21 protein-coding genes and 1 other RNA gene are annotated in these 25,638 nt (G+C 46.3%); 9 read left to right on the top strand and 13 right to left on the bottom strand.

Features of this window, described 5'->3' with window-relative positions; genetic code table 11:
* Positions 1-45 precede the first annotated feature (45 nt).
* A complete protein-coding gene (locus FEN17_RS22640) occupies positions 46-1,653 on the top strand; it encodes an amidase (protein ID WP_138367652.1) in 1,608 nt (535 codons plus the stop codon).
* 8 nt (positions 1,654-1,661) lie between these two features.
* On the opposite strand, the gene FEN17_RS22635 is transcribed toward FEN17_RS22640, so the two are convergent.
* The gene (locus FEN17_RS22635) at positions 1,662-3,119 is read right to left on the bottom strand and encodes a hypothetical protein (protein WP_138367651.1); all 1,458 of its coding nucleotides are present in this window, start codon (positions 3,117-3,119) and stop codon (positions 1,662-1,664) included.
* Positions 3,120-3,237: 118 nt separating this feature from the next.
* Between FEN17_RS22635 and FEN17_RS22630 the strand changes: the two genes are divergently transcribed.
* The 3 genes from FEN17_RS22630 to FEN17_RS22620 all read left to right on the top strand — a co-directional run bounded on the left by FEN17_RS22630 (position 3,238) and on the right by FEN17_RS22620 (position 6,992).
* Positions 3,238-4,947, top strand: coding sequence for a hypothetical protein (locus FEN17_RS22630; protein ID WP_138367650.1), 1,710 nt, complete (start codon positions 3,238-3,240; stop codon positions 4,945-4,947).
* Positions 4,948-5,084: 137 nt separating this feature from the next.
* On the top strand, positions 5,085-6,338 hold the full coding sequence (locus FEN17_RS22625; RefSeq protein WP_138367649.1) for an asparagine synthetase B: 1,254 nt from the start codon (positions 5,085-5,087) through the stop codon (positions 6,336-6,338).
* Positions 6,339-6,398: 60 nt separating this feature from the next.
* Positions 6,399-6,992 (top strand): Uma2 family endonuclease, encoded by a 594-nt coding sequence (locus tag FEN17_RS22620; RefSeq protein WP_138367648.1) that lies wholly within the window; start codon positions 6,399-6,401, stop codon positions 6,990-6,992.
* Between the two features lie 103 nt (positions 6,993-7,095).
* Here FEN17_RS22620 and lpxB read toward each other — a convergent pair whose 3' ends face one another.
* Complete coding sequence (gene lpxB, locus FEN17_RS22615) at positions 7,096-8,205, bottom strand: lipid-A-disaccharide synthase (protein WP_138367647.1); 1,110 nt, start codon at positions 8,203-8,205, stop codon at positions 7,096-7,098.
* A 15-nt stretch (positions 8,206-8,220) separates the two neighbouring features.
* Entirely contained in the window at positions 8,221-8,640 is a 420-nt protein-coding gene (locus tag FEN17_RS22610; protein ID WP_138367646.1) for a 6-pyruvoyl trahydropterin synthase family protein, read from the bottom strand.
* A 112-nt stretch (positions 8,641-8,752) separates the two neighbouring features.
* Between FEN17_RS22610 and rfaD the strand changes: the two genes are divergently transcribed.
* The 3 genes from rfaD to FEN17_RS22595 all read left to right on the top strand — a co-directional run bounded on the left by rfaD (position 8,753) and on the right by FEN17_RS22595 (position 13,638).
* Positions 8,753-9,718, top strand: coding sequence for an ADP-glyceromanno-heptose 6-epimerase (gene rfaD, locus FEN17_RS22605; RefSeq protein ID WP_138367645.1), 966 nt, complete (start codon positions 8,753-8,755; stop codon positions 9,716-9,718).
* A 105-nt stretch (positions 9,719-9,823) separates the two neighbouring features.
* A complete protein-coding gene (gene sufB, locus FEN17_RS22600; RefSeq protein ID WP_138367644.1) occupies positions 9,824-11,269 on the top strand; it encodes a Fe-S cluster assembly protein SufB in 1,446 nt (481 codons plus the stop codon).
* Positions 11,270-11,364: 95 nt separating this feature from the next.
* Complete coding sequence (locus FEN17_RS22595) at positions 11,365-13,638, top strand: monovalent cation:proton antiporter family protein (protein WP_138367643.1); 2,274 nt, start codon at positions 11,365-11,367, stop codon at positions 13,636-13,638.
* Here FEN17_RS22595 and FEN17_RS22590 read toward each other — a convergent pair.
* Entirely contained in the window at positions 13,635-14,525 is an 891-nt protein-coding gene (locus FEN17_RS22590; protein ID WP_138367642.1) for a 1-aminocyclopropane-1-carboxylate deaminase/D-cysteine desulfhydrase, read from the bottom strand. The genes FEN17_RS22595 and FEN17_RS22590 overlap by 4 nt on opposite strands.
* Before the next feature lie 37 nt (positions 14,526-14,562).
* Here FEN17_RS22590 and FEN17_RS22585 point away from each other — a divergent pair, with 37 nt between their 5' ends.
* Together FEN17_RS22585 and FEN17_RS22580 are read left to right on the top strand one after the other, a co-directional pair.
* Entirely contained in the window at positions 14,563-15,597 is a 1,035-nt protein-coding gene (locus FEN17_RS22585; protein WP_138367641.1) for an RluA family pseudouridine synthase, read from the top strand.
* Positions 15,598-15,644: 47 nt separating this feature from the next.
* Positions 15,645-16,088: a GNAT family N-acetyltransferase gene (locus FEN17_RS22580; protein WP_138367640.1), complete on the top strand. Its 444-nt coding sequence runs from the start codon at positions 15,645-15,647 to the stop codon at positions 16,086-16,088.
* Here FEN17_RS22580 and trmD read toward each other — a convergent pair.
* The 9 genes from trmD to FEN17_RS22535 all read right to left on the bottom strand — a co-directional run bounded on the left by trmD (position 16,085) and on the right by FEN17_RS22535 (position 25,637).
* Positions 16,085-16,762, bottom strand: coding sequence for a tRNA (guanosine(37)-N1)-methyltransferase TrmD (gene trmD / locus FEN17_RS22575; RefSeq protein ID WP_138367915.1), 678 nt, complete (start codon positions 16,760-16,762; stop codon positions 16,085-16,087). The genes FEN17_RS22580 and trmD overlap by 4 nt on opposite strands.
* Entirely contained in the window at positions 16,752-17,318 is a 567-nt protein-coding gene (gene rimM / locus FEN17_RS22570; protein ID WP_138367639.1) for a ribosome maturation factor RimM, read from the bottom strand. The genes trmD and rimM overlap by 11 nt, the downstream gene beginning before the upstream one ends.
* A gap of 85 nt (positions 17,319-17,403) precedes the next feature.
* On the bottom strand, positions 17,404-17,964 hold the full coding sequence (locus tag FEN17_RS22565) for a 30S ribosomal protein S16 (protein WP_138367638.1): 561 nt from the start codon (positions 17,962-17,964) through the stop codon (positions 17,404-17,406).
* A 141-nt stretch (positions 17,965-18,105) separates the two neighbouring features.
* Positions 18,106-19,626, bottom strand: a complete 1,521-nt coding sequence (locus FEN17_RS22560; protein ID WP_138367637.1) for an OmpA family protein — start codon at positions 19,624-19,626, stop codon at positions 18,106-18,108.
* A 58-nt stretch (positions 19,627-19,684) separates the two neighbouring features.
* Positions 19,685-20,085, bottom strand: an RNA gene (gene rnpB / locus FEN17_RS22555) — RNase P RNA component class A.
* 108 nt (positions 20,086-20,193) lie between these two features.
* The gene (locus FEN17_RS22550; protein WP_138367636.1) at positions 20,194-21,534 is read right to left on the bottom strand and encodes a DUF4403 family protein; all 1,341 of its coding nucleotides are present in this window, start codon (positions 21,532-21,534) and stop codon (positions 20,194-20,196) included.
* Positions 21,535-21,628: 94 nt separating this feature from the next.
* Complete coding sequence (locus tag FEN17_RS22545; RefSeq protein ID WP_138367635.1) at positions 21,629-22,612, bottom strand: Smr/MutS family protein; 984 nt, start codon at positions 22,610-22,612, stop codon at positions 21,629-21,631.
* Between the two features lie 18 nt (positions 22,613-22,630).
* Positions 22,631-23,581 carry a DUF2279 domain-containing protein gene (locus tag FEN17_RS22540; protein WP_138367634.1) on the bottom strand — a complete coding sequence of 317 codons (951 nt, stop codon included), beginning with the start codon at positions 23,579-23,581 and terminating at the stop codon, positions 22,631-22,633.
* Entirely contained in the window at positions 23,568-25,637 is a 2,070-nt protein-coding gene (locus tag FEN17_RS22535; protein ID WP_138367633.1) for a vWA domain-containing protein, read from the bottom strand. The genes FEN17_RS22540 and FEN17_RS22535 overlap by 14 nt, the downstream gene beginning before the upstream one ends.
* Between the last annotated feature and the right edge of the window lies 1 nt (position 25,638).

Genomic DNA, 25,638 nt, shown 5'->3' with positions numbered 1-25,638 from the left:
GCAAATGTTGCTTATATTGCATCTGCACCGCATTTAGCCCTTATCATGAAAAGAAGAAATTTTATCCAGCTAGCTTCTGCTACGAGCCTCTCTTACGTCGCATTTTCAAATTTTTCCTGCAAGCCCGGCGCGGGCAACAAGGCTGCCAGCGAAGGATCGGACTTACTGGAAATATCGGTTGCCGAGATACAGAAAAGAATGAAAAGCGGCTCGCTGACCTCCAAACAACTGACACAATTTTACCTCGACCAAATTGAGACGTTGGATAAAAACGGCCCGCAGCTGCACGCGATCATCGAAACTAACCCCGACGCCATCAGCATTGCCGAAACGCTCGATCAGGAAAGAAAAAACGGTAAGGTGCACGGCCCGATGCACGGCATCCCAATCATCATTAAAGACAACATTGACACCGCCGACAAGATGCAAACTACGGCCGGCTCAATTGCGCTGGCGGGCAACATTGCTTCCAAAGATGCATTTGTTGTGCAAAAAATGCGGGACGCAGGTGCAGTTATCATTGGAAAAGCTAATCTGAGCGAGTGGGCCAACTTTCGCTCGACGAGATCATCCAGCGGGTGGAGCAGCCGTGGCGGACAAACGAAAAATCCGTATGTGCTTGATCGTTCCCCCTGCGGATCGAGTTCCGGCTCGGCGGTAGCGGTGGCGGCCAACTTATGTGCCGTCGCGGTGGGTACGGAAACAAATGGTTCGATTGCCTGCCCGGCTTCTATGAATGGTGTCGTAGGCATTAAGCCGACGGTGGGCCTCGTGAGCCGGTCGGGGATTATACCGATTTCAAAAACCCAGGATACGGCAGGACCTTTTGGCAGGACGGTTGCAGATGCAGCGGCATTGCTAGGGATTATGACGGGCACCGATCCTGCTGATCCTGCGAGACATACCAGCAAAGAACCGACCCCAACAGATTTCACAAAATTCCTGGATACTAATGCTTTAAAAGGAAAGCGCATCGGTATTGACCCGAAATTTCTCAAAGACCACGAGGGCATCGACGCGCTACTCAAAAAGGCGCTCGACCAGCTGCGCAGCCAGGGCGCGACCATCGTGGAAGTAGATTATATGAAAACCCAGCAAACCGACGGTGCGGAATCAGCATTATTGGAGTTCGAGTTTAAAGATGGCGTCAACCAATATTTGTCCAAATCCAATGCAAAGATCAAGTCGCTGGAAGGTCTGATTGCATTCAATTCCAGCAATGAGGCGAAGGCGATGCCGGATTTCAAGCAGGAGTTATTTGAAACTTCCCAGGCCAGAAAAGACCTGGAAAGTGCTGATTATAAAGCGGCTTTGGGAAAAATAACCCATGTAGAAGAGCTACTCAATACGCTTTTTGAAAAAGAAAAACTGGACGCACTTTGCGGCCCGGCTACCGGCGCACCCTGGTGCATTGACCCGATAAATGGCGATTTCTGGACAGGCTACGGCGCTTACGGCCCCGCTGCCGTGTCGGGTTTTCCGTCAATCACACTACCCATGGGAAACCTGAGCGAGCTGCCCGTCGGGATTTCATTTTTGGGAAAAGCATACAGCGAACCGGCGCTGATCGGCATAGCTTACGCCTACGAGCAAGTTTCGAAAAACCGGGTAGCACCGAAATTCCTTAAAACGATCGAGCGAAAAGAAGAATAACGAAGTAGTTACCTCGATAAATAAAGCTCATAAAACGAACCCTGCTCGCCGAGAAACTGGTTGGCTTCTTGTTCGGAATAAATGGATTTGCCCATTTGATAAAAGTCTTCAAACTTATTATAAGGATAGGGGACAAAATCCACAATGTCCGGAAAAAGCAATTCCGTAATCAGGTTTTGCTGCATAGCCCTGGTAATGTGTGAGATAGGCACGACTGAACCCATGAAAAGAAAAATCAGGATCGGATAGGCCATTTTCATCTTATACCAATCGGGCCGCTCCTTCGCCCAGGCCGAAAAACGGTGCAGGATAAATAGGGATAACAAGGTCAGGATCGGTGTACTGCCACGTAAAAACCAATCATTCCACTTACCCATCCGCACCAGAGAGATCAAAATCAGCAGCGTAAAAAGGATATATATAATGTTGCGATAGCGGCTTTTGTGCAAGTCCAAAATCAGGACAAGACCTACCAAAACGATCAGATCCACTACCACGCCAAAGAAATAGTGAAATGCGATTTCATTCAGCGGATCGAACTGCCAGATAAAACCCATAATAACGGAACTTTTGCCCGCCAGAAAATAAAAAAACGTCGGGATAAAAATCAGCGCGGGCACCAGTACATTCATCATGGCTTGGGCAGAAAGTAAGGCCTTGGGATTTTTCACATACCGCATCAGCACCAGGATGGAGAAGATAAATACGAACACGATCGATGGAAAAATCCCCCAGATGAAAATCGCGATCACGGCCAGGAAGCTGCGCTCCGGTCGCTGCATGTAGGCAAAGTCGTAAAACAAAATGCAGGACACGATAATGATGGGAATTAGCTGGTTAGGCGCCCACTGGGTCTGGTACATGACCGGCCATATCTCGGTAAAAAATGGTGGGACGTGATAATTCAGATCAATCGCTTGCAGCAGCAGCACCTTGCATAAATGTCCGATCCCACCCAGAGAAAGAAACAGGACGAAGGAAATATAGGATTTGTTGGTAAAAATAAAAACCCAGCAGACGCCCAGAAACAGGCCGATCGAAGCCCAGAGGTACAATGCTATCCCCGACAATTCCCCCAAGATTTTGGAAATAAGCGCCGGAACGAGAAAAAATCCGAAATAGTGGCAGGCGTAGCGGCTGTTTTCTTTGAACTGCACCGGCCACGAATGATTGTAAAGCGTGTAATATTTGGAATTGTGCGCCCAGTAGTCAAATGCCTGGAAACAAAAGCCGCCGATGCCCGAGAAAGCTACCAGCAAAAGTGAGATGACTGCGAATTTGAGCAGGTCTTTCGCTTTGAGTACCGGTTGCAGGTTCTTGCCACGCTCATAGCCCTGCACATACATGAAAATCAGCCCAATAACTAGACAAACAGATACGGGGACCCTGAACCATGCGATTGAAAAAATAACATTGGGCAGTAGCAGATACCCCAGACTGAGGTTGCGCAGTAAAGTCGTTTTCATGACAAAAAATTAAGTGGTGGGTAGTGTTTAATACATGAACTTAAATAATATCCAGCGATCAGGTAAAGTATTCTTATCCTACGGCATTCTTTCTATCCTAGTAAGTAACCGCAATTTCATGGACAGAAGAGAGTTTGTTTCCGCCAGTGCCCTTGCCCTTTGCAGCATTCCAGCCGTTTCATTTTCAGCTATTTTACCTAAGTTTTATGTCGACCCGATGCCCGATTGGTTGGTTGCACTCGTCGCACAAAATGATCTGGGAATCGCTTCGCTCAGATCGTATCAGGTTAAAAACCAGGGTGATCAGGCGCTGGGCGGATTGAAAGATGGTTACGACATTCTGAACCCGCATAGTACTGCAGCATTGATCCAGTGGGGCGCCTGCGGGCTTTTTTCTCCGACATCTAAATTTTACAAATCGACTGATTTGCTGGCAGATATGGATTTGGCGGCAAAGTACCTCGTCAAAACCCAGCATGCTGACGGTACAATAGACCTGCTATCAACCAATTTTCACTCGACGCCTGATACCGGTTTCTTGGTAAAAAGGCTTGCGATGGCTTATACATTGATTGAAAAATCAGGTACACCAGGCGCGGACAAGATGCTGCTAAACCTGAAAACATTCCTCCTGCGCGCCGGAGATGCATTGAGCGTTGGGGGAATCCATACGCCCAATCACCGCTGGGTGGTTTCTGCGGCACTGACCAAATTGAACGAGCTTTGGCCAAACCCGAAATATGTGGCCCGCATTGAGCAGTGGCTCGGCGAGCACATTGATATGGATAAGGATGGACAGTTCAATGAAAAAAGCACATTCATCTATTCGTCGCTGACAGACCGGCTGCTGATCACCATTTCAAAGGGAGTGAAAAAACCGGAACTGTTGGATTACGTCCGGAAAAACCTGGATATGACCATGTTCTATGTGCATCCGAATGGTGAAGTGGTGACCGATGCGTCGGGCAGGCAGGATAAAGCGGTGATCGGAACGCTTGAAAATTACTATTATCCCTACCGCTATCTCGCCATCAAAGATCAGAATGGGGAGTACGCGGCCATGTGCAAGCTCATTGAAAAAACGGCTGGCCTGAAAACGGGCGGATTCCTGGATTATCTTCTGACAGACAATACATTATGGCAAAACCTGCCGGGTGAGAAGCCGCTGCTATTAAATTATGTGAAAACATTTCCTAATTCGGGACTGGTGCGGATCAGGCGGAATAATTGGGACAGCACATTGATCGCTAACAATCCGGTTTGGTTTACATTCATGAAAGGCTCGGCGGTTTTGCAGGGCGTGCGGTTTGCGTCTTCGTTTTTTGGGAAAGGTCAGTTTCAGTTTGAAAAGTTAAATCAAAATGGTAATGTCTGGGAGCTGATCCAAAAGCTGGATGGGCCTTACTATCAACCAATTGCCAAAGATAAAATTTCAGCCGACGGTGACTGGGAGAAAATGCCGCGTACCGATCGTCCGCAAAGTGAAGTGCAGCATCTGGAAACCAAAGTTATGATAAAAGAGACGTCCGATGGGATGGAAATTGAGATCACGACAAATGGCACCGAGCGTGTCCCGGCGGCGCTGGAACTGATTTTTCGACCCGGCGGCGAGTTAAAAGGCGTCACTAAAATTGAGAACACCAAAGATTCGTGGCTTTTGAAAGAAGGTACCGGCAGCTACAATTTTGGAGGCGGTACCATTTCCTTCGGGCCGGGACTTGGGCTGCATAAGAATGTTGCATTGAGAGGCGCCCTGCCCGCGATGGAAGCTCCAACAGTTTTTCTGACGGGTTTCACACCATTTAAACATACGATCCGGTTCAGCTAGGTGTTCTTGGGCAACATTCAGAACCGGATTTCAGCATGAGCAAAAACCTGAGGGTCAGCGCACAAAAGTGATTTTATTTCGTTAAATTTGATCACCTCCCCTACCCTAAGCTCCCTGAATTCCTAATCCTGTTCTGTATGCTGAAAAAGACGCTCATCTTCTTTCTGTTCCTGATTTCGGGTGCCTGCATGGGAAATCAGATCCTGATCCCAATGGATCAGGCGCAAACCAATCATTTGAAAGCATACGGCCTCGCTTATTTTTTATTAAAAGGCGACATTGAAGTGGAGTGGCTGCTCAATTACCGGGGTGGAAGTTTCAAAGTGCAGTATAGCAAGTCCATCGAAAATGAATGTAAAGTTCGGGCGATATCTTATGAAGTTTTATCCGAAGCTTCCAGTGCGCAGATCGTGGCCCAGATTAGTGATCCGAATGTGAACATGGATGTGGTAAAGCTTTTTAAGGCGGCTAAAATTGCGGTTTATTCTCCTATCAAGATCAGCCCGGCAGAATTTGAAAATACCGATGCTGTTTTGTTGGTTTTGAAATATGCCGAAATTCCTTTTGAGGTCATTTACGATGAAGAAATCCTCAAGGGTGATCTTCCGAAGTATGACTGGCTGCATTTGCATCATGAAGATTTTACCGGTCAGTTTGGCAAAAACCTGCGCAGGACAACGCAGCAGGACATTAAGGCGCAGGAAGCGATCGCAAATCGTTTTGGTTATGCCAAAGTTTCTAAAATGAAATTGGCTGTTGCGAAGGCGATTAAAGAATTTTGCGCGGGCGGCGGCTTCCTCTTCGCGATGTGCTCCGGCGCTGAAACATTTGACATTGCACTCGCCGCAGAAGGTACAGACATTGTGGATAATCTCGACGGCGACGGCATCGACCCGGATGCGCAGTCGAAGCTGGACTTTGAGAAAACATTTGCTTTCCAGAATTTCAAGCTGGTGCTGGATGAATACGAAGGAATGAATTTCTCGGACATTAACTCTGCCGCGGGCAGATACCGCGGATGGGGCGAAAATGACGCTTATTTTTCCGTGTTCGATTTTTCTGCAAAATGGGACGTAATACCGGCGATGCTGGTACAAAACCACGAACATTTAATCCGCGAATTTTTCGGGCAAACCACCGCGTTTTCCAAATATACCGTCAAGCCAAATGTGCTCGTGATGGGCACCAGCAGCGCCTCCGACCGTTACATTTACGGCGAAATGGGCCGCGGCCAGTGGACATTCTACGGCGGCCACGACCCGGAAGGTCGCGGCGGCGGCGGTCGAAGAATGCCGACCGATCTGAATTTGTACCCCAACTCGCCCGGGTACCGGTTGATTTTAAATAATGTGTTGTTTCCCTCGGCGCGAAAGAAAAAGCGGAAGACTTGATGTAGCTGAAATTTCTGTCTTTTCTTGATTTTAGGTAGCTTTACCTGAAACGAATATGCTATGCAGGGTATCATCACAAACATCAATCAACTCGATTTAAGCGGCACTTATACTTACGCGGACTATTTGCTCTGGCAATTCGAGGAGCGCCTGGAACTGATTAAAGGTAAGATTTTCAAAATGTCCCCGGCGTCTTCGCGGAGGCACCAGACTATTTTGGGACATCTGCATTTGGAGGTTGGTACTTTCTTCAAAGGACATTATTGCAATGTTTTTTTAGCGCCATTTGATGTTCGTTTACCCAAGAAAAATCAGGACGTTTCGGACGGGAAAATCTATACTGTCGTTCAGCCTGACTTGTGCATTATCTGCGATGAATCGAAACTGGATGACAGGGGTTGCCTCGGTGCGCCTGACCTGATCATTGAAATATTATCTCCCGGAAATTCCCGCAAGGAAATGGATAATAAGTTTACGCTTTATGAAGAATGCGGTGTGCGGGAGTATTGGCTGGTAGAGCCTGCCGAGGATGCCGTTTTCGTGTATGTTTTGAATGAGGAAGGAAGATATGTAGGCATGAGGCCTGCGATCCACAAATTGCGGTCGAATATTTTTCCGGAGATGGAAATTAATTTGGAAACTATTTTCAAATAGGCGACTTGCTCTAATCCAGCACAATCTCCATTTCAATGTCGGCCAGCTATTCGGGTTTGTTGTCAACAATCGAGATTGCAGTATCCATTCATTTAAAAGTTTATCATTTTAAATATCCAACAATCAATCGTCCGGCCCGCTCAGAAGCCCCCGGCCCGCCGACCAATTCTTTCAACGCCTGATAATCAGCCAATTGTTTTTCATACTTCGCACCACCAGGCAAAATGCTTCCCAGTTCTTCGACCAGCAATGTTTCATTCAGCTCATCCTGAATCAATTCCCTTACAACTTCCCGTTCCATAATCAGATTTACCAAGGAAATAAATGGGATCCGGATCAGCCGCTTTGCGACGGCGTAGGAAAAACCGCTCGTTTTATAGCAAACTACCTCTGGCACGCCGAATAAAGCAGTTTCCAATGTTGCCGTGCCGGAAGTAACCAATGCGGCTTGTGCGATTTTCAGCAGATCATAGGTCTTTTCGTAAACAATCACAGCATTGTGCGAGGCAATGTATTTCTGGTACAAACTTGCTGGAAGGTTACTCACGCCAGCGATGACAAATTGATAATCAGGAAAATGTGGTTGGACGGTCAGCATTAAATCCAGCATGCCGATGATTTCCTGCTGGCGGCTGCCCGGAAGCAGCGCAATGATGGGCTTGTCGGCACGAAGGTTGTTTTTGGCGTGAAAATCAGTATCGGGCTGGAAATTTGCGATGGCATCCATCAGCGGATTGCCCACATAATCAACCTTATAGTCGAATTTTTTGTAGAAATCCACTTCAAAGGAGAAGATCACAAACATGTGATCGACGTTCTTTTTGATCTTCCAGGCGCGCTTCTGGTTCCATGCCCAGACTTTCGGGGAAATGTAATAAAAGACTTTCAGGCCTTTGGATTTGGCAAATGCCGCAATGCGCAAATTGAAGCCCGGATAGTCAATCAAAACCAATGCATCGGGCTGATATTCAAGGATATCGGCTTTACATTTTTTCAGAAATCCGGAAATCTTGTGCAGATTCAGCATTACTTCCAGGAAACCCATGAAAGCGGTATCCTTGTAATGCGTGACAAGTTCCATGCCTTCCGTTTGCATCATTTCACCACCCCAGCCACGAAAAGTTGCATTAGGGTCATTTTCCCTGATGCCTTTGATCAAGTTGGAGCCGTGAAGGTCTCCCGAACGCTCGCCGGCAACCAGGTAGTATTTCATGTAGCCTTTTTGTTGCTATTCTCCGTAATACTCTACGAAGTTTTTGGGAGTTTCTATGAGCTTAATGTAGTGAAGACGGGCATCATCAGCAGCTTCATTTACCGCTGGCGCGAGGATTTTCCAGATTTCCATCACAAAAATTTCGCACGAAGCCATTTTATCTTTCATAAAATCCACATCGAGATTGAGGTTTTTATGATCGACTTTATCAATAATTTTTTCTTTAATGATATCTCCTAAAACCTTTAAATCGATGACAAAACCGGTATCCGGGTTCGGTTTGCCTTTCACCGTAACAATCAGCTCAAAGTTATGCCCATGCCAGTTGTTATTGGCGCAAGGGCCAAAAACCTCCTGGTTTTTCTCATCAGACCACGCCGGATTAAAAAGCCGGTGGGCCGCATTAAAATGCTCTTTCCTTGTTACGTAAATCATAAAACTTTTTCACTCGTATTAAATCGGGTACAAAATTACAGCTTGTATCCGTAGTTTTGCCTTTTAACAAGGGTATACCGGAAAAAATCCCATTAACCAGACTTTATCTCCAATGATTATTGTAACAGGTGCCGCCGGTTTCATCGGTAGCGGATTAATCAGCCGTCTCAATGCAGATGGTTTCAAAAATATAATTGCCGTCGATGATTTCTCTAAAATCGAAAAGGCGGAAAACCTTGAAGGTAAGACAATTAAGGAAAAAGTTGAACGCAGCGAACTATTTGACTGGATCGATGCAAACAGCCGCGACATTGAGTTCATATTTCACATTGGCGCCCGCACAGATACTACTGAATTTGATAAAGAAATCTTCGATGAATTGAATGTCAACTATTCCAAATCGATCTGGCAGAAATGTGTGGCGTACCAGGTTCCGTTGGTATATGCCTCTTCCGCAGCGACTTACGGGCTGGGTGAAAATGGGTATGATGACGATGAAACTACCTTATCCCAACTGAAACCGCTGAATCCTTACGGTGATTCTAAAAATGAGTTTGATATCTGGGCTTTGGAGCAGGAAGAAAAACCGTTTTTCTGGGTAGGATTGAAGTTTTTCAATGTTTACGGCCCCAACGAATACCACAAAGGACGAATGGCATCCGTCATTTTCCACGCCTACAACCAGATCAAGGCGACGGAGAAAATGAAGCTTTTCCGCTCTCACAACCCGGAATACAAAGATGGTGAGCAGATGCGCGATTTTATTTACGTCAAAGATCTGATCGACGTCTGTATTTTCTTCATGCACCACCGGAAAAATTCGGGTATCTATAATCTGGGAACCGGCGAAGCGAGAACATTTAAAGACCTCGTGATCAGTACATTCAATGCGATGGACAAGACGCCGGACATATCTTACATTGATACGCCGGCAGATATCCGCGATAAATACCAGTATTTCACCGAGGCCAATATGAGCAAAATTCGTTCGATCGGTTACGACAAACCTTTTACTTCGCTGGAAGCGGGTGTGAAGGATTATGTACAGAACTATTTGGCTTCCCATAGTTATCTTTAACCGGGCAGTTCTCGCCAAAATTCCCTATTTTTGATCCCCCGATTAAACTCAATCCCGTTTCTCTGTGTTACCATATTACCAAACACAGTGTGATCATTTAAGACTATGAGCAAAGAAGAAGAATTGTTGGAGGAAATCACCAGTTCGGAATACAAATATGGCTTTGTAACTGATATTGAGGCAGATGAGGCCCCTGCGGGGCTCAGTGACGATATTGTCAGGTTTATTTCTGCAAAAAAAAATGAGCCGGAATGGATGCTGGAATGGCGCCTGAAAGCTTATCATTTGTGGCTGAGCATGGCTGAGCCTAAATGGCCAAATGTACACTATCCTAAAATCGATTTTCAGGCTATCAAATATTACTCGGCGCCTAAGAAAAAGAAAGCTGTCGAGAGCATTGATGACATTGATCCTGAGTTGCGTAACACATTTGAGAGGCTTGGAATTTCACTGAATGAACAGAAAAGGATTTCGGGTATTGCGGTAGATGCCGTGATGGATTCGGAGTCGGTTTTTACGACGTTCAAGGGCGCGCTGAAAGAGAAAGGCATCATTTTCTGCTCTATCAGCGAGGCGATCCGTGAGCATCCTGACCTTGTTAAAAAATACCTTGGATCGGTTGTTCCGCCAAAAGATAACTATTACGCTGCGCTGAATTCGGCCGTATTTTCAGATGGTTCGTTTGTATACATTCCAAAAGGCGTCCGCTGCCCGATGGAGCTTTCGACCTATTTCCGGATCAATGCTGCCGGTACAGGTCAGTTTGAGCGCACATTGATTGTGGGCGATGCCGACAGTCAGGTAAGTTACCTCGAAGGTTGTACTGCGCCGATGCGTGATGAGAACCAGTTGCACGCTGCGGTAGTGGAAATTTTCGCCCATGACAATGCAAATGTGAAATATTCGACTGTACAAAACTGGTATCCTGGCGATAAAGACGGAAAAGGCGGTATCTACAATTTCGTGACAAAACGCGGATTGTGTGATGGGCCGGGCTCTAAAATATCCTGGACCCAGGTTGAAACTGGTTCCGCAATTACCTGGAAATATCCGTCTGTGATCTTGAAAGGCGATAATTCGATCGGTGAGTTTTATTCCGTTGCAGTAACAAACAACATGCAGCAGGCTGATACGGGTACCAAAATGATCCACATCGGGAAAAATACCAAAAGCCGCATCGTTTCAAAAGGTATCTCGGCAGGCAAAAGCCAGAATTCGTACCGCGGTTTAGTACAGGTTTTCAAGAGAGCCGAAAAAGCGCGTAACTTCTCGCAATGCGACTCTTTGTTGCTGGGCGATAAGTGCGGTGCGCATACATTTCCATACATTGAAGTAAGCAACCCATCCGCTACGGTGGAGCACGAAGCGACAACTTCTAAAATTGGAGAAGATATCCTTTTTTACTGCAACCAGCGCGGAATTCCTACTGAACAAGCTGTGGCGCTGATCGTAAATGGTTATGCAAAAGAGGTTCTAAATCAGCTCCCGATGGAGTTTGCGGTAGAGGCGCAGAAACTATTGGAAATCAGTTTGGAAGGCAGCGTAGGTTAAGTCGTACAAGCCCCATTTTACGGTTTTATATCAGAAAAGCCTTTGACTAGTCAAAGGCTTTTTGTATTTTATTGATCCATCAACTTATACCCTTCATGACTCATGTTCCACAACTTATTGTTGACCTATCTCTCATCCTGACGATGGCGGGGGTGATCACCCTCATATTTAAAAAATTAAAACAGCCGATCGTACTCGGCTATATTTTGGCCGGACTGCTCGTGGGCCCCAATTTTCACCTATTCCCTACCATAACCGACATTAAAACCATCGAGATCTGGGCGGAGATCGGTGTCATCTTTTTGCTTTTTAACCTGGGACTTGAATTCAGTTTTAAAAAACTCGTCAAAGTAGGTAATACTGCCGCTATCACGGGCCTCTTCGAAGTTTCTATGATGCTGGCGACTGGCTTCATCACCGGCCAGCTTCTCGGATGGAGCAAAACTGACAGTCTTTTCCTGGGAGGTATCATTGCCATATCCTCCACCACGATCATTTTCCGTGCATTCGATGAACTGGGCATGAAAACGCAGCAGTTTACCAGGGTTGTACTGGGCATTCTGGTGATAGAAGATCTTGCCGCCGTTTTGTTAATGGTCTTATTGTCAACATTATCGATCAGTCAGCAATTTGCAGGGATCGAAATGCTGCAATCCATTTGTAAACTATTCTTTTTCCTGACAATCTGGTTTCTGGGCGGCATATTCGTGTTTCCCACGCTTTTGCGCCGCTACCGCCAGTTGATGAATGATGAAAGTGTGTTGATCACTTCCGTTGCACTTTGTTTTGGAATGGTGTTTCTGGTGACGCAGGCCGGCTTTTCCGCGGCGCTCGGTGCATTTATTATGGGATCAATCCTGGCTGAAACTACGCATGCCGAGAAAATCGAACATTTACTAAAACCCTTGAAAGATCTTTTTGGAGCGGTATTCTTCATTTCGGTGGGCATGCTGATCAATCCTACATTATTGATCCAATATGCAGTACCAACTGCCATCCTGGTGCTGGTTGTTGTTTTTGGAAAAACCTTTTTTGTAACGTTAGGTGCAGTCATTTCCGGTCAGCCTTTGAAAAAATCACTGCAATCAGGCATGAGCTTGTCACAGATCGGTGAGTTTTCCTTTATCATCGCTAACCTGGGTTTGGCCCTAAAAGTGACGAGCAATTTTCTCTATCCAATCGCCGTCGGTGTGTCCGTGATTACCACATTTACAACACCTTACATGATGAAGGCATCGGAGCCTTTGTACGAGTGGCTGGAAAAAGTGCTGCCCGAAAAATGGCGTCTATACCTGAACCGTTACAGCACAAGTACCGAAACCATCGGCCAGACAACACATTGGAACAGTATCTTAAAATCTTACGCGCAGACCATCATACTCAACTCGGTGGTCGTGATCGGCATCGTTCTGGCAGCTTCCCGCCAGCTGGCAGACGAGCTTCATGCCTTTATCCCTGAGACATTTATCACGAATTCTGTACTTTTTGTAATCACTTTTTTACTGGTGTCCCCGTTTTTGTGGGCGCTGGTTTTTAAAAGGTCCAATCGGAAAGCGTACTCGGCCATTTGGCTGAGTCGGAAATACAGCCGTGGCCCTTTGCTGCTCCTCGAACTTTCAAGGGTACTCATTGCCATTATTCTGATGGGATTTTTACTGAATTCCTTTTTTGCTACGCCCACTGCCCTGAGCGTCGCAGGCGGCATTATGGTGTTGGGTTTTGCCATATTTTACCAGAGACTACAACAATTTTATAGCAAGATTGAAGACCGTTTTTTACAAAATCTCAATGCCAGACAACTGGAAGGCAGCGGCAAATCGAAGCGGATCTTACTGCCTTGGGACGCACACTTCGCGTTTCTGGAAGTAAGCGCGGATTCCAATTTGATTGGCAAAACCTTGCAGGAACTGAAAATCAGGGAACATTTTGGGATCAACGTTGTGCTCATCGAAAGGGGAAGCAGCACCATCCACCTGCCCCGCCCTACCGAAGTCCTCTATCCCTGCGACCGCATCGAAGTGATCGGTACCGACGATCAGTTAGATGACTTCCGGGTTCATGTCGAGGTAAGTACCAACGGGGACATTTACATGGCCCATGAAGACAGCATCGTATTAGAAAGGATAGAAGTCAGAAATGAATACAACATTCGCGGCAAGTCGATCAGAAACAGTGGGATACGAGAAAAAACTCAGGGTATGATCGTCGGTTTGGAAAGAAATGGCGAACGCATTCTCAATCCTGATTCATCCATGATCATTGAAAACCTGGACGTGCTCTGGATCGCCGGAGACCGAGACCTGATCAAGGAATTTATCAAACACAAAACCGCCGACAGCAGCGAGGAAGTTGCCACGGAAATCGGTTAGAGCAAGCCTTGGAGGCCGCCGGTATGTACGGCTACAATCGTAGTTCCTTTTGGAAAATAGTCTTTCCTGATCTGGTCGAAAAGGCCGAAGAACATTTTGCCGGTGTAGACCTGTTCAAGCTGGATATCAAAATCGCTGTTGAAGCGGTTCATAAAATCGAGCAGCTCGCTGTTGTATTTGGCATAACCGCCGAAATGATATTCTGTAAAAAGTTTCAGCTTACCCCGATGCTCGAAGCTGCTGAGCAGTTCATTGATATCCGCTTCAAGAAATTCACCGCCTTTCAATGCTGAAAACGCAAGCACATTTTCGCCCGCCGAAAGTATGCCGGCCGTAGTACCGCCCGTACCCGCCGAAACTGCGTAATAGTCGGGCTGGTTGCCAAGCTGCTCGCCTACTTCGGTCACCATTTCGGTTACACCTTTTAGTCCGTGGCTGGACGTGCCACCTTCATTGATCAAAAATGGGTAGTTAAATTTTTTAACGATTTCGTGCAGATAAGACAATGTATTTCGCTTGCGGTACTCTTCCCTGGAAACAAAATGCAGTTTCATGCCCTGCTCTTTACAGAATTTCAGGGTATCAGTCTGATTTAACTCATTATCTTCGCCACGCACGATCCCGATCGTTTCAAAACCCATTGCTTTTCCGGCAGCGGAAGTGGCGTAAAGGTGGTTTGAATAAGGCCCGCCGAATGTCAATATCGCTTTTTGTTTCGTTTCTTCTGCTTCGATCAGGTTGTATTTTAGCTTTCTCCACTTGTTTCCCGACACGATAGGATGGATCAGGTCGTCTCTTTTGATGAGTAGTTTAACCTCGGCACGGTCCAGGATTTCATGCGAAAGTTCCTGAAGGGGCGTTGGCAGTGAGGGGTTAAGTAAATCCATCAATTTATTATTTTTGTTGAGTATATCCCGATTTGAAATGTCCGAAGACCATATTGAAATTACCTCCGAAGAAGATGATTTATTTGAACATTACCGAATAGTTGCGGATAAAGGTCAGGGACCTATCAGACTGGACAAATATCTCAACCTGCACGTCGCAAACGCCTCCCGGACAAAAATACAAAACGGAATTGAAGCTGAGGCAGTAAAAGTTAACGGCCAGGCATCAAAGGCCAGCTACAAGGTAAAACCCAATGACATTATAACGCTGTCGTTACCTCAGCCACCACGAGATACCGAAATAATTCCTGAAAATCTAACCCTCGACATTATTTACGAAGACGATGTGCTGCTGATGGTCAACAAGCCGGTAGGCATGGTGGTACACCCCGCTTACGGCAACTGGACCGGGACATTGATCAACGGTTTGGTCTATCATTTTCAGCAACTACCTACCGGAAGAAACGGTGAAGGCCGGCCCGGACTTGTGCACCGCATTGATAAAGATACTTCGGGCTTACTGGTGATTGCAAAGACCGAGTTTGCCATGACTTACCTGGCAAAACAATTTTCCGATCACACCATCGAGCGAACTTATTATGCCCTGATCTGGGGCGAACCAAAGCTGGAAAAAGGTATCATTACCGGCAACATTGGCAGAAGTGCGCGAGACCGGCGCGTGATGGATATCTTTGAAGACGGCAGCCAGGGAAAACATGCAGTGACGCACTATGAAGTTATTAAATCGTGGCGATATGTATCGCTCGTAAAATGTAACTTGGAAACTGGCCGTACGCATCAGATACGCGCCCACATGCAGCACATCGGGCACCCCATCTTTAATGATAATGTGTATGGCGGGGATAAAATCCTGCGGAGCGTGTCCAGCAACCAATACAAAATCATGGTCGAGCAATGTTTCAACTTGCTGCCCGGACAGGCGCTGCATGCGAAATCACTGGGGTTTAATCACCCGAAAACCAAAGAATGGATACAATTTGAGACCGAACTGCCGGAGAATTTCCAGGCAATTTTAGAAAAATGGGAAAACTACATGAACTCTCGGCAGTAAGTAGTATATTTTAATTCCTGTTGCGTTTTTAACGATAAAAATAAGATATGACAGTTTCCACCAGGCAAGGTACAGTAGCGGATATTCCGGCGATTTTTGAGTTGGTTAAAGAGCTTGCGGTTTACGAAAGAGCATTGAACCAGGTCAGCAATAATGTTGAAAAAATGACCCGCGATTACAATGAGAAATTGTATGATTTCTTTGTCGCAGAGTCCGATTCAAAGATCATTGGTTTGTCGCTGTACTACTTTCGGTATTCTACCTGGAAAGGAAAAAGATTGTATATGGAAGACATTATCGTGACCGAATCGATGCGGGGAAATGGTATCGGAAAGATCCTTTTCGACGCAACCGTAGCGGCGGCGAAGCAAACCGGCTGTACCGGCATGCTATGGCAGGTACTCGATTGGAATACGTCAGCGGTAGGTTTTTACCGGAAATACGGCACCAATTTCGACAATGAGTGGATTAACTGCAGTCTGGATTTTTAGGATTGCAGCAAGTCGGGCCGCCGCTCCCTGGTTCTCTTCAAAGATTGTTCATAGCGCCACTCTTCAATCTTTGCTTCATGGCCGGACATTAAAATTTCCGGCACCTTGCTACCCTCGTAATCGGCTGGCCGGGTATATACTGGGGGCGCTAGCAGGTTATCCTGAAATGAATCCGTCAGCGCGGAAGTTTCATCATTCAACACACCTGGAAGGAGGCGGATAATCGCGTCGGATAGCACGGCCGCGGCCAGTTCGCCGCCAGAAAGCACATAGTCCCCAATGCTTATTTCTTTGGTTATAAAAAGATCCCGCACGCGCTGGTCCACGCCTTTGTAATGTCCGCAAAGCATGATCAGATTCCCTTTCAATGAAAGCTGGTTGACCATTCGCTGCTGCATCAGTTCACCATCAGGCGTGAGGTAAATGACTTCATCGTAGTTCCGCTCACTTTGAAGCGTGCGGATACATTTAGCTATCGGCTCAATTTGCAACACCATTCCGGCTCCGCCGCCAAATGCGTAATCATCAATCGTGCGGTGTTTGTTGGTAGAATAGTCGCGGATGTCATGGATTTTCACCTCCACGAAACCACCCTGCTGGGCACGCTTTAAAATGGAATGTGCGAAGAAGCTGTCCAGCAAGTTCGGGACGCAGGTAAGAATGTCAATCCGCATCGTCTGGTGCATTTTCCGGGTCCGTCTCGCTGCTCAGATACACTTCCAACAAACCCTCTGGTAGATTTACCATCAGTTTCTTATTTTCCTTATCTGCTTTTAAAACAATGTCCACCGCGGTAGGAATCAGCACTTCCGCACCTTCATATTCCATCGCGATCAAATCCTGACCATTTAAAGAATACACTTCCTGCACAATGCCCAACTCTCCTTTTACCTCGTCAACAACTGTAAAACCTTTGATATCATGATAGTAAAACTCATGCTCATCCAGCTCTGCCAGTTCTTCCAGCGGCAGATACAAAGAGTTTCCTACCAGCGGCTGCGCTTTTGCAATCGTGTCCACATCTTCAAAGCGCACAATCGCATTATTCTGTTTCTGCAGGTTAATGTCCTCCACAAAGTAAGGCACCAGTTCTCCCTTCACTTCCACAAAAATCGATTCCAGATCTTCATAATCATCCGGATAATCCACGTCGAGATAAATAACCACATTACCGGCCGTACCGTGCGTCCTGACAATGTAACCCAACAAAAAGCAATTATCTTGTGTCACCTTGGTAAGATATAAGTTTGTTATAAAACAGTATGAGTCTGTACGGAAAACCGACAGACCCATAAATTTCTGTTAAACGCTTAAATTATTCAGCAGATTCTTCTGCTGGTGCGTCGGCTGCTGCATCCGTTTCAGCTGCATCGATAACTTCTTCCGAAACTTCCGGTTCTGCAACTTCCTCCGCAGGAGGCGTATTTTTCTTCGCGATTGCGTCTGCACGATCCTGGTTCACTTTACGTTCAGCATCCAGTTTCGCTTGTTTCTCAGCATCTTTTTTCTGAGACAAGTTGTCCGCAGCGTTTGCTTTACGTCCTTCTTTCGAACCTTTCCAGTCTTCAAAACGTGCATCAGCTACTTCCTGCGTGATTGCGCCTTTGTTGACACCAACCTGCAAGTGTTTTTTCAACATTACACCTTCGTGTTGCAAGATAGAACGTGCTGTATCTGTTGGCTGCGCTCCTTTCAAAAGCCAGTCAACAGCTTTGTCTGATTCCAAAACGATGGAAGCAGGATTTGAACCTGGATTATAGATACCCAGTTTTTCGATGAAGCGACCATCACGTGGTGCTCTGGCATCAGCGACTACGATATCGTAAATCGCTTTCTTTTTGCGTCCGCGACGCGCTAATCTAATTTTAACTGCCATTGTAGAATTGTTGGTGGGAACTCGTCCCTTGATTAAACAGGGTGCAAATGTACTAAATTCCTCTTTGACACCCATCATTCGGACATAAAAAAAGGGAGGTAATTGCTTACCTCCCTTTTGATATATTTTACTAATCGTCTGTTATCTGCGGAAACCGGCTGGATAGGTAGAGCGGATCGTGTTATTTGGAAGAATCTTGATCTCAACGCGACGGTTAGATTGCAGACCTTCAACTGTTGTATTTTCTGCAATCGGACGATATTCACCATAGTATTCAGCGATGATACGGCTAGGATCTGTCAGACCTGCACGAACCAGGAATCTTTTTGCTGCATCAACCCGGCGGCGGGACAGCGCTACGTTATATGCGTCGGAAGCGCGGGCATCCGTGTGACCTACCAGAACAATGCGGCAGTTGGTACGCATGTTCAGCAGTTCAACCACTTTCGCCAATGTTTCTTTCGATGCGTTGCGGATGATCGCTTTATCTGTATCGAATTCAATGTTACTGAATAAGGCTTCGCATTCGTCTTTTGGAAGGTTATTTTTGATTGCGTCTCTGATGATTTTATCAAGGTCAAGAGCAACACCACCACCTGATACAATGCTACCGATTGGTGTGTTAGGTTCTTTGTCGAACAAATCTGCCACACCGTCACCGTCTGAATCTGTGTAAAGACGTGGATCAACTGGCTTAGGCATGTTTGCTTTTGCAATAGAATCCGCATCGTTCATCGTTGGGTTGTAAGGCACAGGAATCAAAGATTGTGGATTTGCCCAACGCAAGTGGTAACGTCCTTTCGAAGCATCGTATTTACCATCTTTCGACATTACTGCATTTTTACCCAGCTTGTAAGTCAACGCGATGGAAGCCATTCCCCAGCCATCGTTTTTAGACTCGCCTCTTGCGAATGTCCAGATGCCTTGTTGTGTACGGTAGTCGCTCAAATCGCCAACCGTCGCATCCATTTTCTCGGTATTTACGTAGTTGTAAGTAAAATCTACACCTAAGTCAAAACGTGGAGTCAATTCGTAGTGGATTGCAAGACCAGTCGGTACTACCCATTCACGGGTGTATGTAGAACCATTGCGTTCCCATTTACCAGCTGTTTTAGAACTTCCGTCCGTGTTGGTCGAAACTTCCCAGGTTGTACCGAAGTAAGGACTGTTTGCGTTAGTATTGATCGCTTTCAAATCTGTGTGGTAGTAAATGATACCCGCACCCAAATGCGCATCTACTTTCCATCTTCTCAATTTTTTATAACCAAAAAGAAGACGGTTCACATTCAATGTACCGTCGATGGTAGCCTGTACGAAAGAGGGGCTGTTGAATGTAACATTGTAAGTTTCGCCGGTCAGCGTGCTGAACTGGTTTTTCTTAGATCCCTGAAGTTGGCCGTTAAAACCGGTAAGTTGGATACCAAAAATAGGCGACAGCTGTTTGTTGATAGAAAGTCCCCAGCCACCTGTAAGCTTTTCGTCATCACCAAGTTTAAAGTCGTACTCTTTAATATCACCGAAGAATTTTGTTATCCCTCCGTAACCTGTGATAGACCAGGTGTTCATTTTGTTAGGTCCGTCATACGTTCTGTTTTGCGCGAACGTATTAAAACTTAGCAGGGAGAAAAAAATCAAAGCAACGTAAAGGTTCTTTTTCTTCATGGGAAACACGCGTTATGTGATTCAATATTGCACTTATTGGTTAATTCTAATATCAGAAAGAAGGAGTAAGCCTGTAAGCCGGGTTCTGTTTTCTCACCAGATGGCGAGAACTCCTACCATTTATCCAGGATTCCGGTCACCCGAAACCTCTAACGATCTACCCGTGTTAATGCTCGTGAGAACGGGGGACGAGTAGCCCCACAAATTAACACCTATTTGATCTTTCAGCCCGTAAGGTTTACCGTGCCCCTCAGGTTGCCCGGAGAGCGGTGGTCTCTTACTCCACCATTTCACCCTTACCTTGGTATATAAAAAACATGCCAAGGCGGTATCATTTCTGTGGCACTGGCTGTCAACAAATCGTCACCAATTTATTGCCTTCCCGTTAGGAAGTACGGTACTCTGTGCTGCCCGGACTTTCCTCCCCGGTAAAACCGCGGCGGTAGGACAGCTTAATCCTTTCCTCTGTGCACAAAGCTAAGAAATACTTTCTTTCCAACAGCAGTCAATATACTATAAAAACCAAAAAATTATAGTAACTGCACTGATTATTATGCAAATTTTATTTCAGATTCCCTTCAATCCGTCGACCCTTAAATTTACCTTTCCATTCGCAAATACAACAGAATAGAGGTGTTTTGGAGTGAGGTAAACTTTGTCAGGGACAATGTCCGAGAGGGTTCCTTTGAGCGTGACGCCCTCGGTAATTTTATAATTTGCCAGTGCTTTCTGGATTGTCTTTTTTGCCTCGGTAATTTGCTCCCCAACCGGAAATACCATGCGCTTTTCCATCATCCTGCTGAACTGTCCTTGCAAAAGCCAGCCCGCTGTTTTTACAATCGTGTTCCGGGTATCGAGGTCATAGTCAAGCCCTTTCAACGACAGCTGCTGCGTCACCGGATCATAATACGGGACACCTTTCAGATAGATATCCCCGGTAATGTTACCCTTCAACCCGGCCTTGATCACCAGCTTGTCATTTTGTCCGTACATTTCCACCGACGACACCTCCACATTATACTTGCCACCCAGAAAAGAAAATTTCTCTCCCGCAAACTTGGCGGTAGCAAGCCGCGCCGCATCTTCGTAAGAAACCAGGCTGATCAACCCGATTTTAAACTCCTCAAAAACCTTGTCCACGATCTGTAAATCAGGTAACTTCTGGACACCTGTTACCGCCGGTTTTGTCGCGGAGGTAATGGTTTGCGTATAGCCTTTGATGCCGATCACCGAGCGCAGTACATTATTCTTTGCAAGCAGCGGCGTCATCACTACGCCCGTCGGCACGATGCTAAGCCAGGTATCATACTCCGGCGCAAGCATAACTGGCTGACGCGCAATGTTCCAGGCCAGCTCCGCATTCTTTTTTAATTCCAGGTTACCGGCCACTTCCTGGTCGATCGCTTCGAGGATTTTGTCAAAATTTTTGTTCAAAAGCCGGCTCGCCATGCTCTTGATCGGAATGCTGATCCCGGCCACTTTTACACTCGGCTCCGTAATCCAGTCATAGCCGTCCACGTATGTTTCCGACTTGATCTGCCAGTTTTTAGCAATGCCGATTTTTGAAATCAGCCTTATCCGGATCGAAAACTCCGTATCCTTATAACCCGACATCGAGATGCCCAGCGGTGCAATTTTGTAACCCGCGCTCACCCAGATTTTCAGCGGTACCTCAAATAAAAATGACGAATCGATGGCCACAACCTTGATCGGGCTGATTTTCCAGACCTTCGCTTTCAGGTTATCATTGTTATCGTCCTCATAACTGTTATCCTCGTAAATCAACCCTTTGATCTTCGCATTAATCTGATTCTCAATCTCAGAGACCGGAATTTCGACGGGAACATTGAGCACAGAAAGATGCCTTTCATTCTGAATTTCTTTGTCCGAATATTGATATTCTTCCATAGGTGCTTTTGGAGAGCTACTTTTTGAGCGGCACTGCCACTGCGTGAGAAGTAATGCTAGCAAAATAAAGCCCAGCAAACACCGGGCAAGGGGATTATTTGATTTTGACGAGGGTAGCACCGTATCCGAATTTTTCCTTTAAAGCGTCCTTAAAATATTGTACATGCTGGTTTTTCCCCAGCCGCCGGTGCAGCTCATTTTTGAGTGCCCCGCTACCAGCCCCGTGGATAAACGTAATCTCCTCCATCCCATTCGCAATCGCCAGTTCAAGGTTACTTTCAAAAGCGTCGAGCTGCGCTTTCAAAATGTTGTCTTTGGAGATATTTCCCGGGGTGTCTTTCAACTTTTCAATGTGCAGATCCACGACTTGCTCAGGCTTTGCAATTTTCGCTGGCTCTGGCGTCGCACCTCCCAGCATGCTGGTTTTTAATGTATTAGATAGATTTTCAATATGTCGCAAATCGTCAGTTTTCAGATTTTCCTCATCCAGCTGGTACACAAAAGCGTCCCGGTCGAGGATTGGCGCCTTCTTTTTGTTTTTGTAAAAAGACTGCGCCCTGCATTTGATCCTTCTCGAAAGCGCCTGCGGCAAATTGTGATTTCCCTCCCTGTAATACAGCGCTTTAAACTCAAATGTCGGCCAGCTTTCAAAATCTTTCATCAGGATTTCCGTCAGCTTTTGCGACGACCTGGGAAGCAACATTCCGGCACCTAAACCGGTACTTACCTGCTCATTCAAAGCCGCCGCGGTGAAAGGCAATGTCCAGTCCGAATTATTGATCACGTGAACTGTGAGCGCCCGGTCATTTACCGATACGAATGCGAGATAAATTCCTTTTTCAGCAAACGGTAAGTTTCTAGGAACAATGATATCCCGCTGAGCACCAATCTTTTTAGCATCCGGCTCTTTCACCATCCGCTGCGTTTCCACCGGCGAAATGGTCACAATCTCATTTTTCATGACAGGGATCCGGAACCCGTCCTCGATCTCAATTTCCACCACATTATTAGGCAGAAATGCATAAATGATCCCCTCTTCGCGTCCGTGTACCAGCCTTACCTTATCTCCGATATTCATATTTTGTGTCAAAAACTTTTAAAAATAAAATGGCTTGAAGTCGATCCCCTTCCGGCTAAGAACCAGGGCAGGCGCCGGTATTTTCAGGGAATTGGCCAGAAACCCAATAGTACGAACAAATTTACTGCGTGATTTGATCTTCGTCAGGTCGATATCCAAGGATAAATAAAACTGCCGGTAGGGCCGGTACCCCATTTCAATGCTCTTGTCCCGCTCCGCCGAAACCATATCCTGGATACCATATCCTACTGAAAAACAGAGCCAGGCGGGCCAGTTACTTCCTCTAAAAAATGATTTCGGACTGGCTGAAAACCAGTAAGTCTGACCATTATAATCTTTCAGCCAGCTTTCATAGCGATTACTGCCAAGCAGTTCCGGGCGTACTTTCGAGAGCGGCGTATAATGAAACGACCATTTCGGCTGGATCCTGATCTCGTCCCAAAGCGCGATCTGCCCCAGAAATATTACCGAGCCGGCAATGTTACCAATCATGTCCCCCGGCGAAAAACCGTAATCCGGTGAAAAGCCGTCCAGTATCTCAATTGGGGTTTGAAAAATCACACCCGAAATTGCCCCGTAAACCAGCATTTGTCGCTTCGAAATCCCGGTTTGTTTGTAAAGTGCGGCGGTGTGACGGGCAATCTGGTACGATGTGTAAACGTGCCCCATTTTGTCCATTTGCAGCCACTCACGAGAATCATCCTGGATTTTGAAGTGCGTGAGCTTGTTCTTGTACCATGATTTACTCAACCCGTAAATCGTCCCCAAATACAACCCCGACTGCGCCGCGAAAATCCCGCGAAGCATAGCATAGTTAGGATGGACCTGGGTTTTGACAGAATCCTGTCTGATAGAATCGGCAGGTGCGGAAACTTCCTGCGAAACAGATTGATGATTTAAAAAAAGAAGAAAAAAAATAGTTAGCAGCCCGAAAAAAGCCGGCTGCCTGGCCTTACTAATATCCGCCATGGTACTTTCTTAAACCCCACTCGGCTCCAAGCAAAAGGACCAGCAGGAAGAATAACCATTTCATATAAATCAGTTCTACCATTTCTTCACTGCTGTCCAGCCGGTCGGCGGGGCGGTCACTTTTAAGTTTTGCCAAAAACTGGCTCAATGTCGACGGCGCCAGGAATTCTCCCCCGGAGCGGCCCGCCAGTTCTCTCAACATGCCAAAATCGGCCGTCGTATTATTCGCTTCCAGATCCATATTCCGTATCACAAACTGGCCCGTCACCCGCTCCTGGCCGCCACGCAATGTGGCCGACGCCGCGTAGCGATACACGCCCTCGGCAAGTCCGCTCACATTAAACCGCGGCGATTCCTTGGAATGGGTGTAAGTAAACTGCCTCGATTTTCCTTTTTCATCAATCAAATTCAATGTTACCTCCTGGCCGAAAATCGGCTCGTAAATGTCATTGTAAATTTCAGTCTGAAAAGCCACCTGCTCGCCGGCTTCGAACTCATTTCTGACAGGATAAACACGGAATTTCCGCTTGTCTTCCCGGACCGAAAGTACCTGTATCAGCTTTTGAAAAAGGTTATCAACCACTTCCTGCTTACTGGTTTGCGCAAATTCTTCCTGCCGCCACTGCCAGATCCCCTCTCCTGCCAGCACTGCTACTTTCTGCTCATTATTGGTATTCAAAACCAGCAGCGGCTTGTTGGTATTCAATGTTCCAACTTTCTGGTACAAAATCGTCTCCGTGCCCGACGACAAATTATATTCTCCAAAAGGCACCGAAAGTGGCGGAAGCCGCTCCAATAATTTCAAACTTTCGGGATCAAAATTCAGCTGCTGAAATGCGGGGTTAAATCGCGCAGTCACCTTATCTATCTGATTATTAGAAGTGTTGATGAGCAAAGACTTGTTCAGCGAACTCGCCAGCGGCACCGCCGATTGGTTTCCAAGAATAAAAAACAAAGGAATTTTCGAATCCAGAAACTTGCGGACCTGCGCATTTCCTAAACCCAGCACATTCGGTATCTGATGCAAAATCACCAGATCGTAAGGTTTCGTGCTGGCCGGCGGATTGTTTGCGATGGATAAAATGTTGATATCCAGCTCGTAATTATCATTTGCCTCCACAATGCTGCGGATACTTTTAATGTCAGGGTGCGGCGCGAGCGCCATCAGCAAGATCTTTTGTCGACCGTCGATAATGTCAATATAAACATCCTTGCGGTTGTTGCGGCTGGAAGTTTCGCCCGAAACATTGCCCAGTTCCAATGTATAATGTTGTACGCCTTTTTGGGTAGAAGTTGCTTTAAAATCAAATGCTTTGAAGAAATCCGGCCGGTCAATTTGAACCGTCTGGGTCTGGATGATCTTTCCGTTTTGTTTGAGGGAAATGGTCGTCGACTTTCCTGTCAATCCGTTTGCCACGATTTCTGCCCGGATCGGGAATTCATTTTCCAGGTATGCAATGCGGTTACTGACAATGTCTTTGATCCGAATGTCAAGGTCCGGCACCGAATCTCCCACCGCCAAGGTGTTGACTTTGAAGGGAAAGCGATTATATGTCGGAGAAATACCTTGGTTGACAATACCATCAGAAAGCAGAATCACATCCGTCAGGTTCCTGCCTTCGAAGCTGCTTTTGATCCTTTGAAGCATGCCCGACAGGTCTGTTTTATTCTGATTAAAAGCAATCGAATCCGGCTGCTTCGCGCCACCGTCCAGCGTTTCGACACTCACTTCAAAACCCGATTCATTCAGCTGCGCAGTTGCGTCCGAAATTTGTTTAAGAACTTGCTTGCCATAATTCCCTACCGATTCAGAGTTATCAATCGCAAAGACAATTTTGGCCTTGTCCACCGAAGTTTCGGTTTTACGCACCAGCGGACTTAGCAGCAAAAAACAGATCAGCGCGACGGTTATTCCGCGAAATGCAGCCAGCAGATAGTTTAATTTTTTATTCCAGGAAGGCTCCGGCTGATAAAGTAGGAATGCGTAAATGGCCCCTGCGAGAACGCAGAATATGAGAAACCAGTAAGGAGTTTGAAATATTAGTTCGGACCGCATG

It is taken from the genome of Dyadobacter luticola (genome assembly GCF_005860805.1).
Taxonomy (GTDB): Bacteria; Bacteroidota; Bacteroidia; order Cytophagales; family Spirosomataceae; genus Dyadobacter; species Dyadobacter luticola.
Note: the sequence above shows the minus strand (reverse complement) of the source record. Positions and strands in the feature narration are given on the sequence as shown.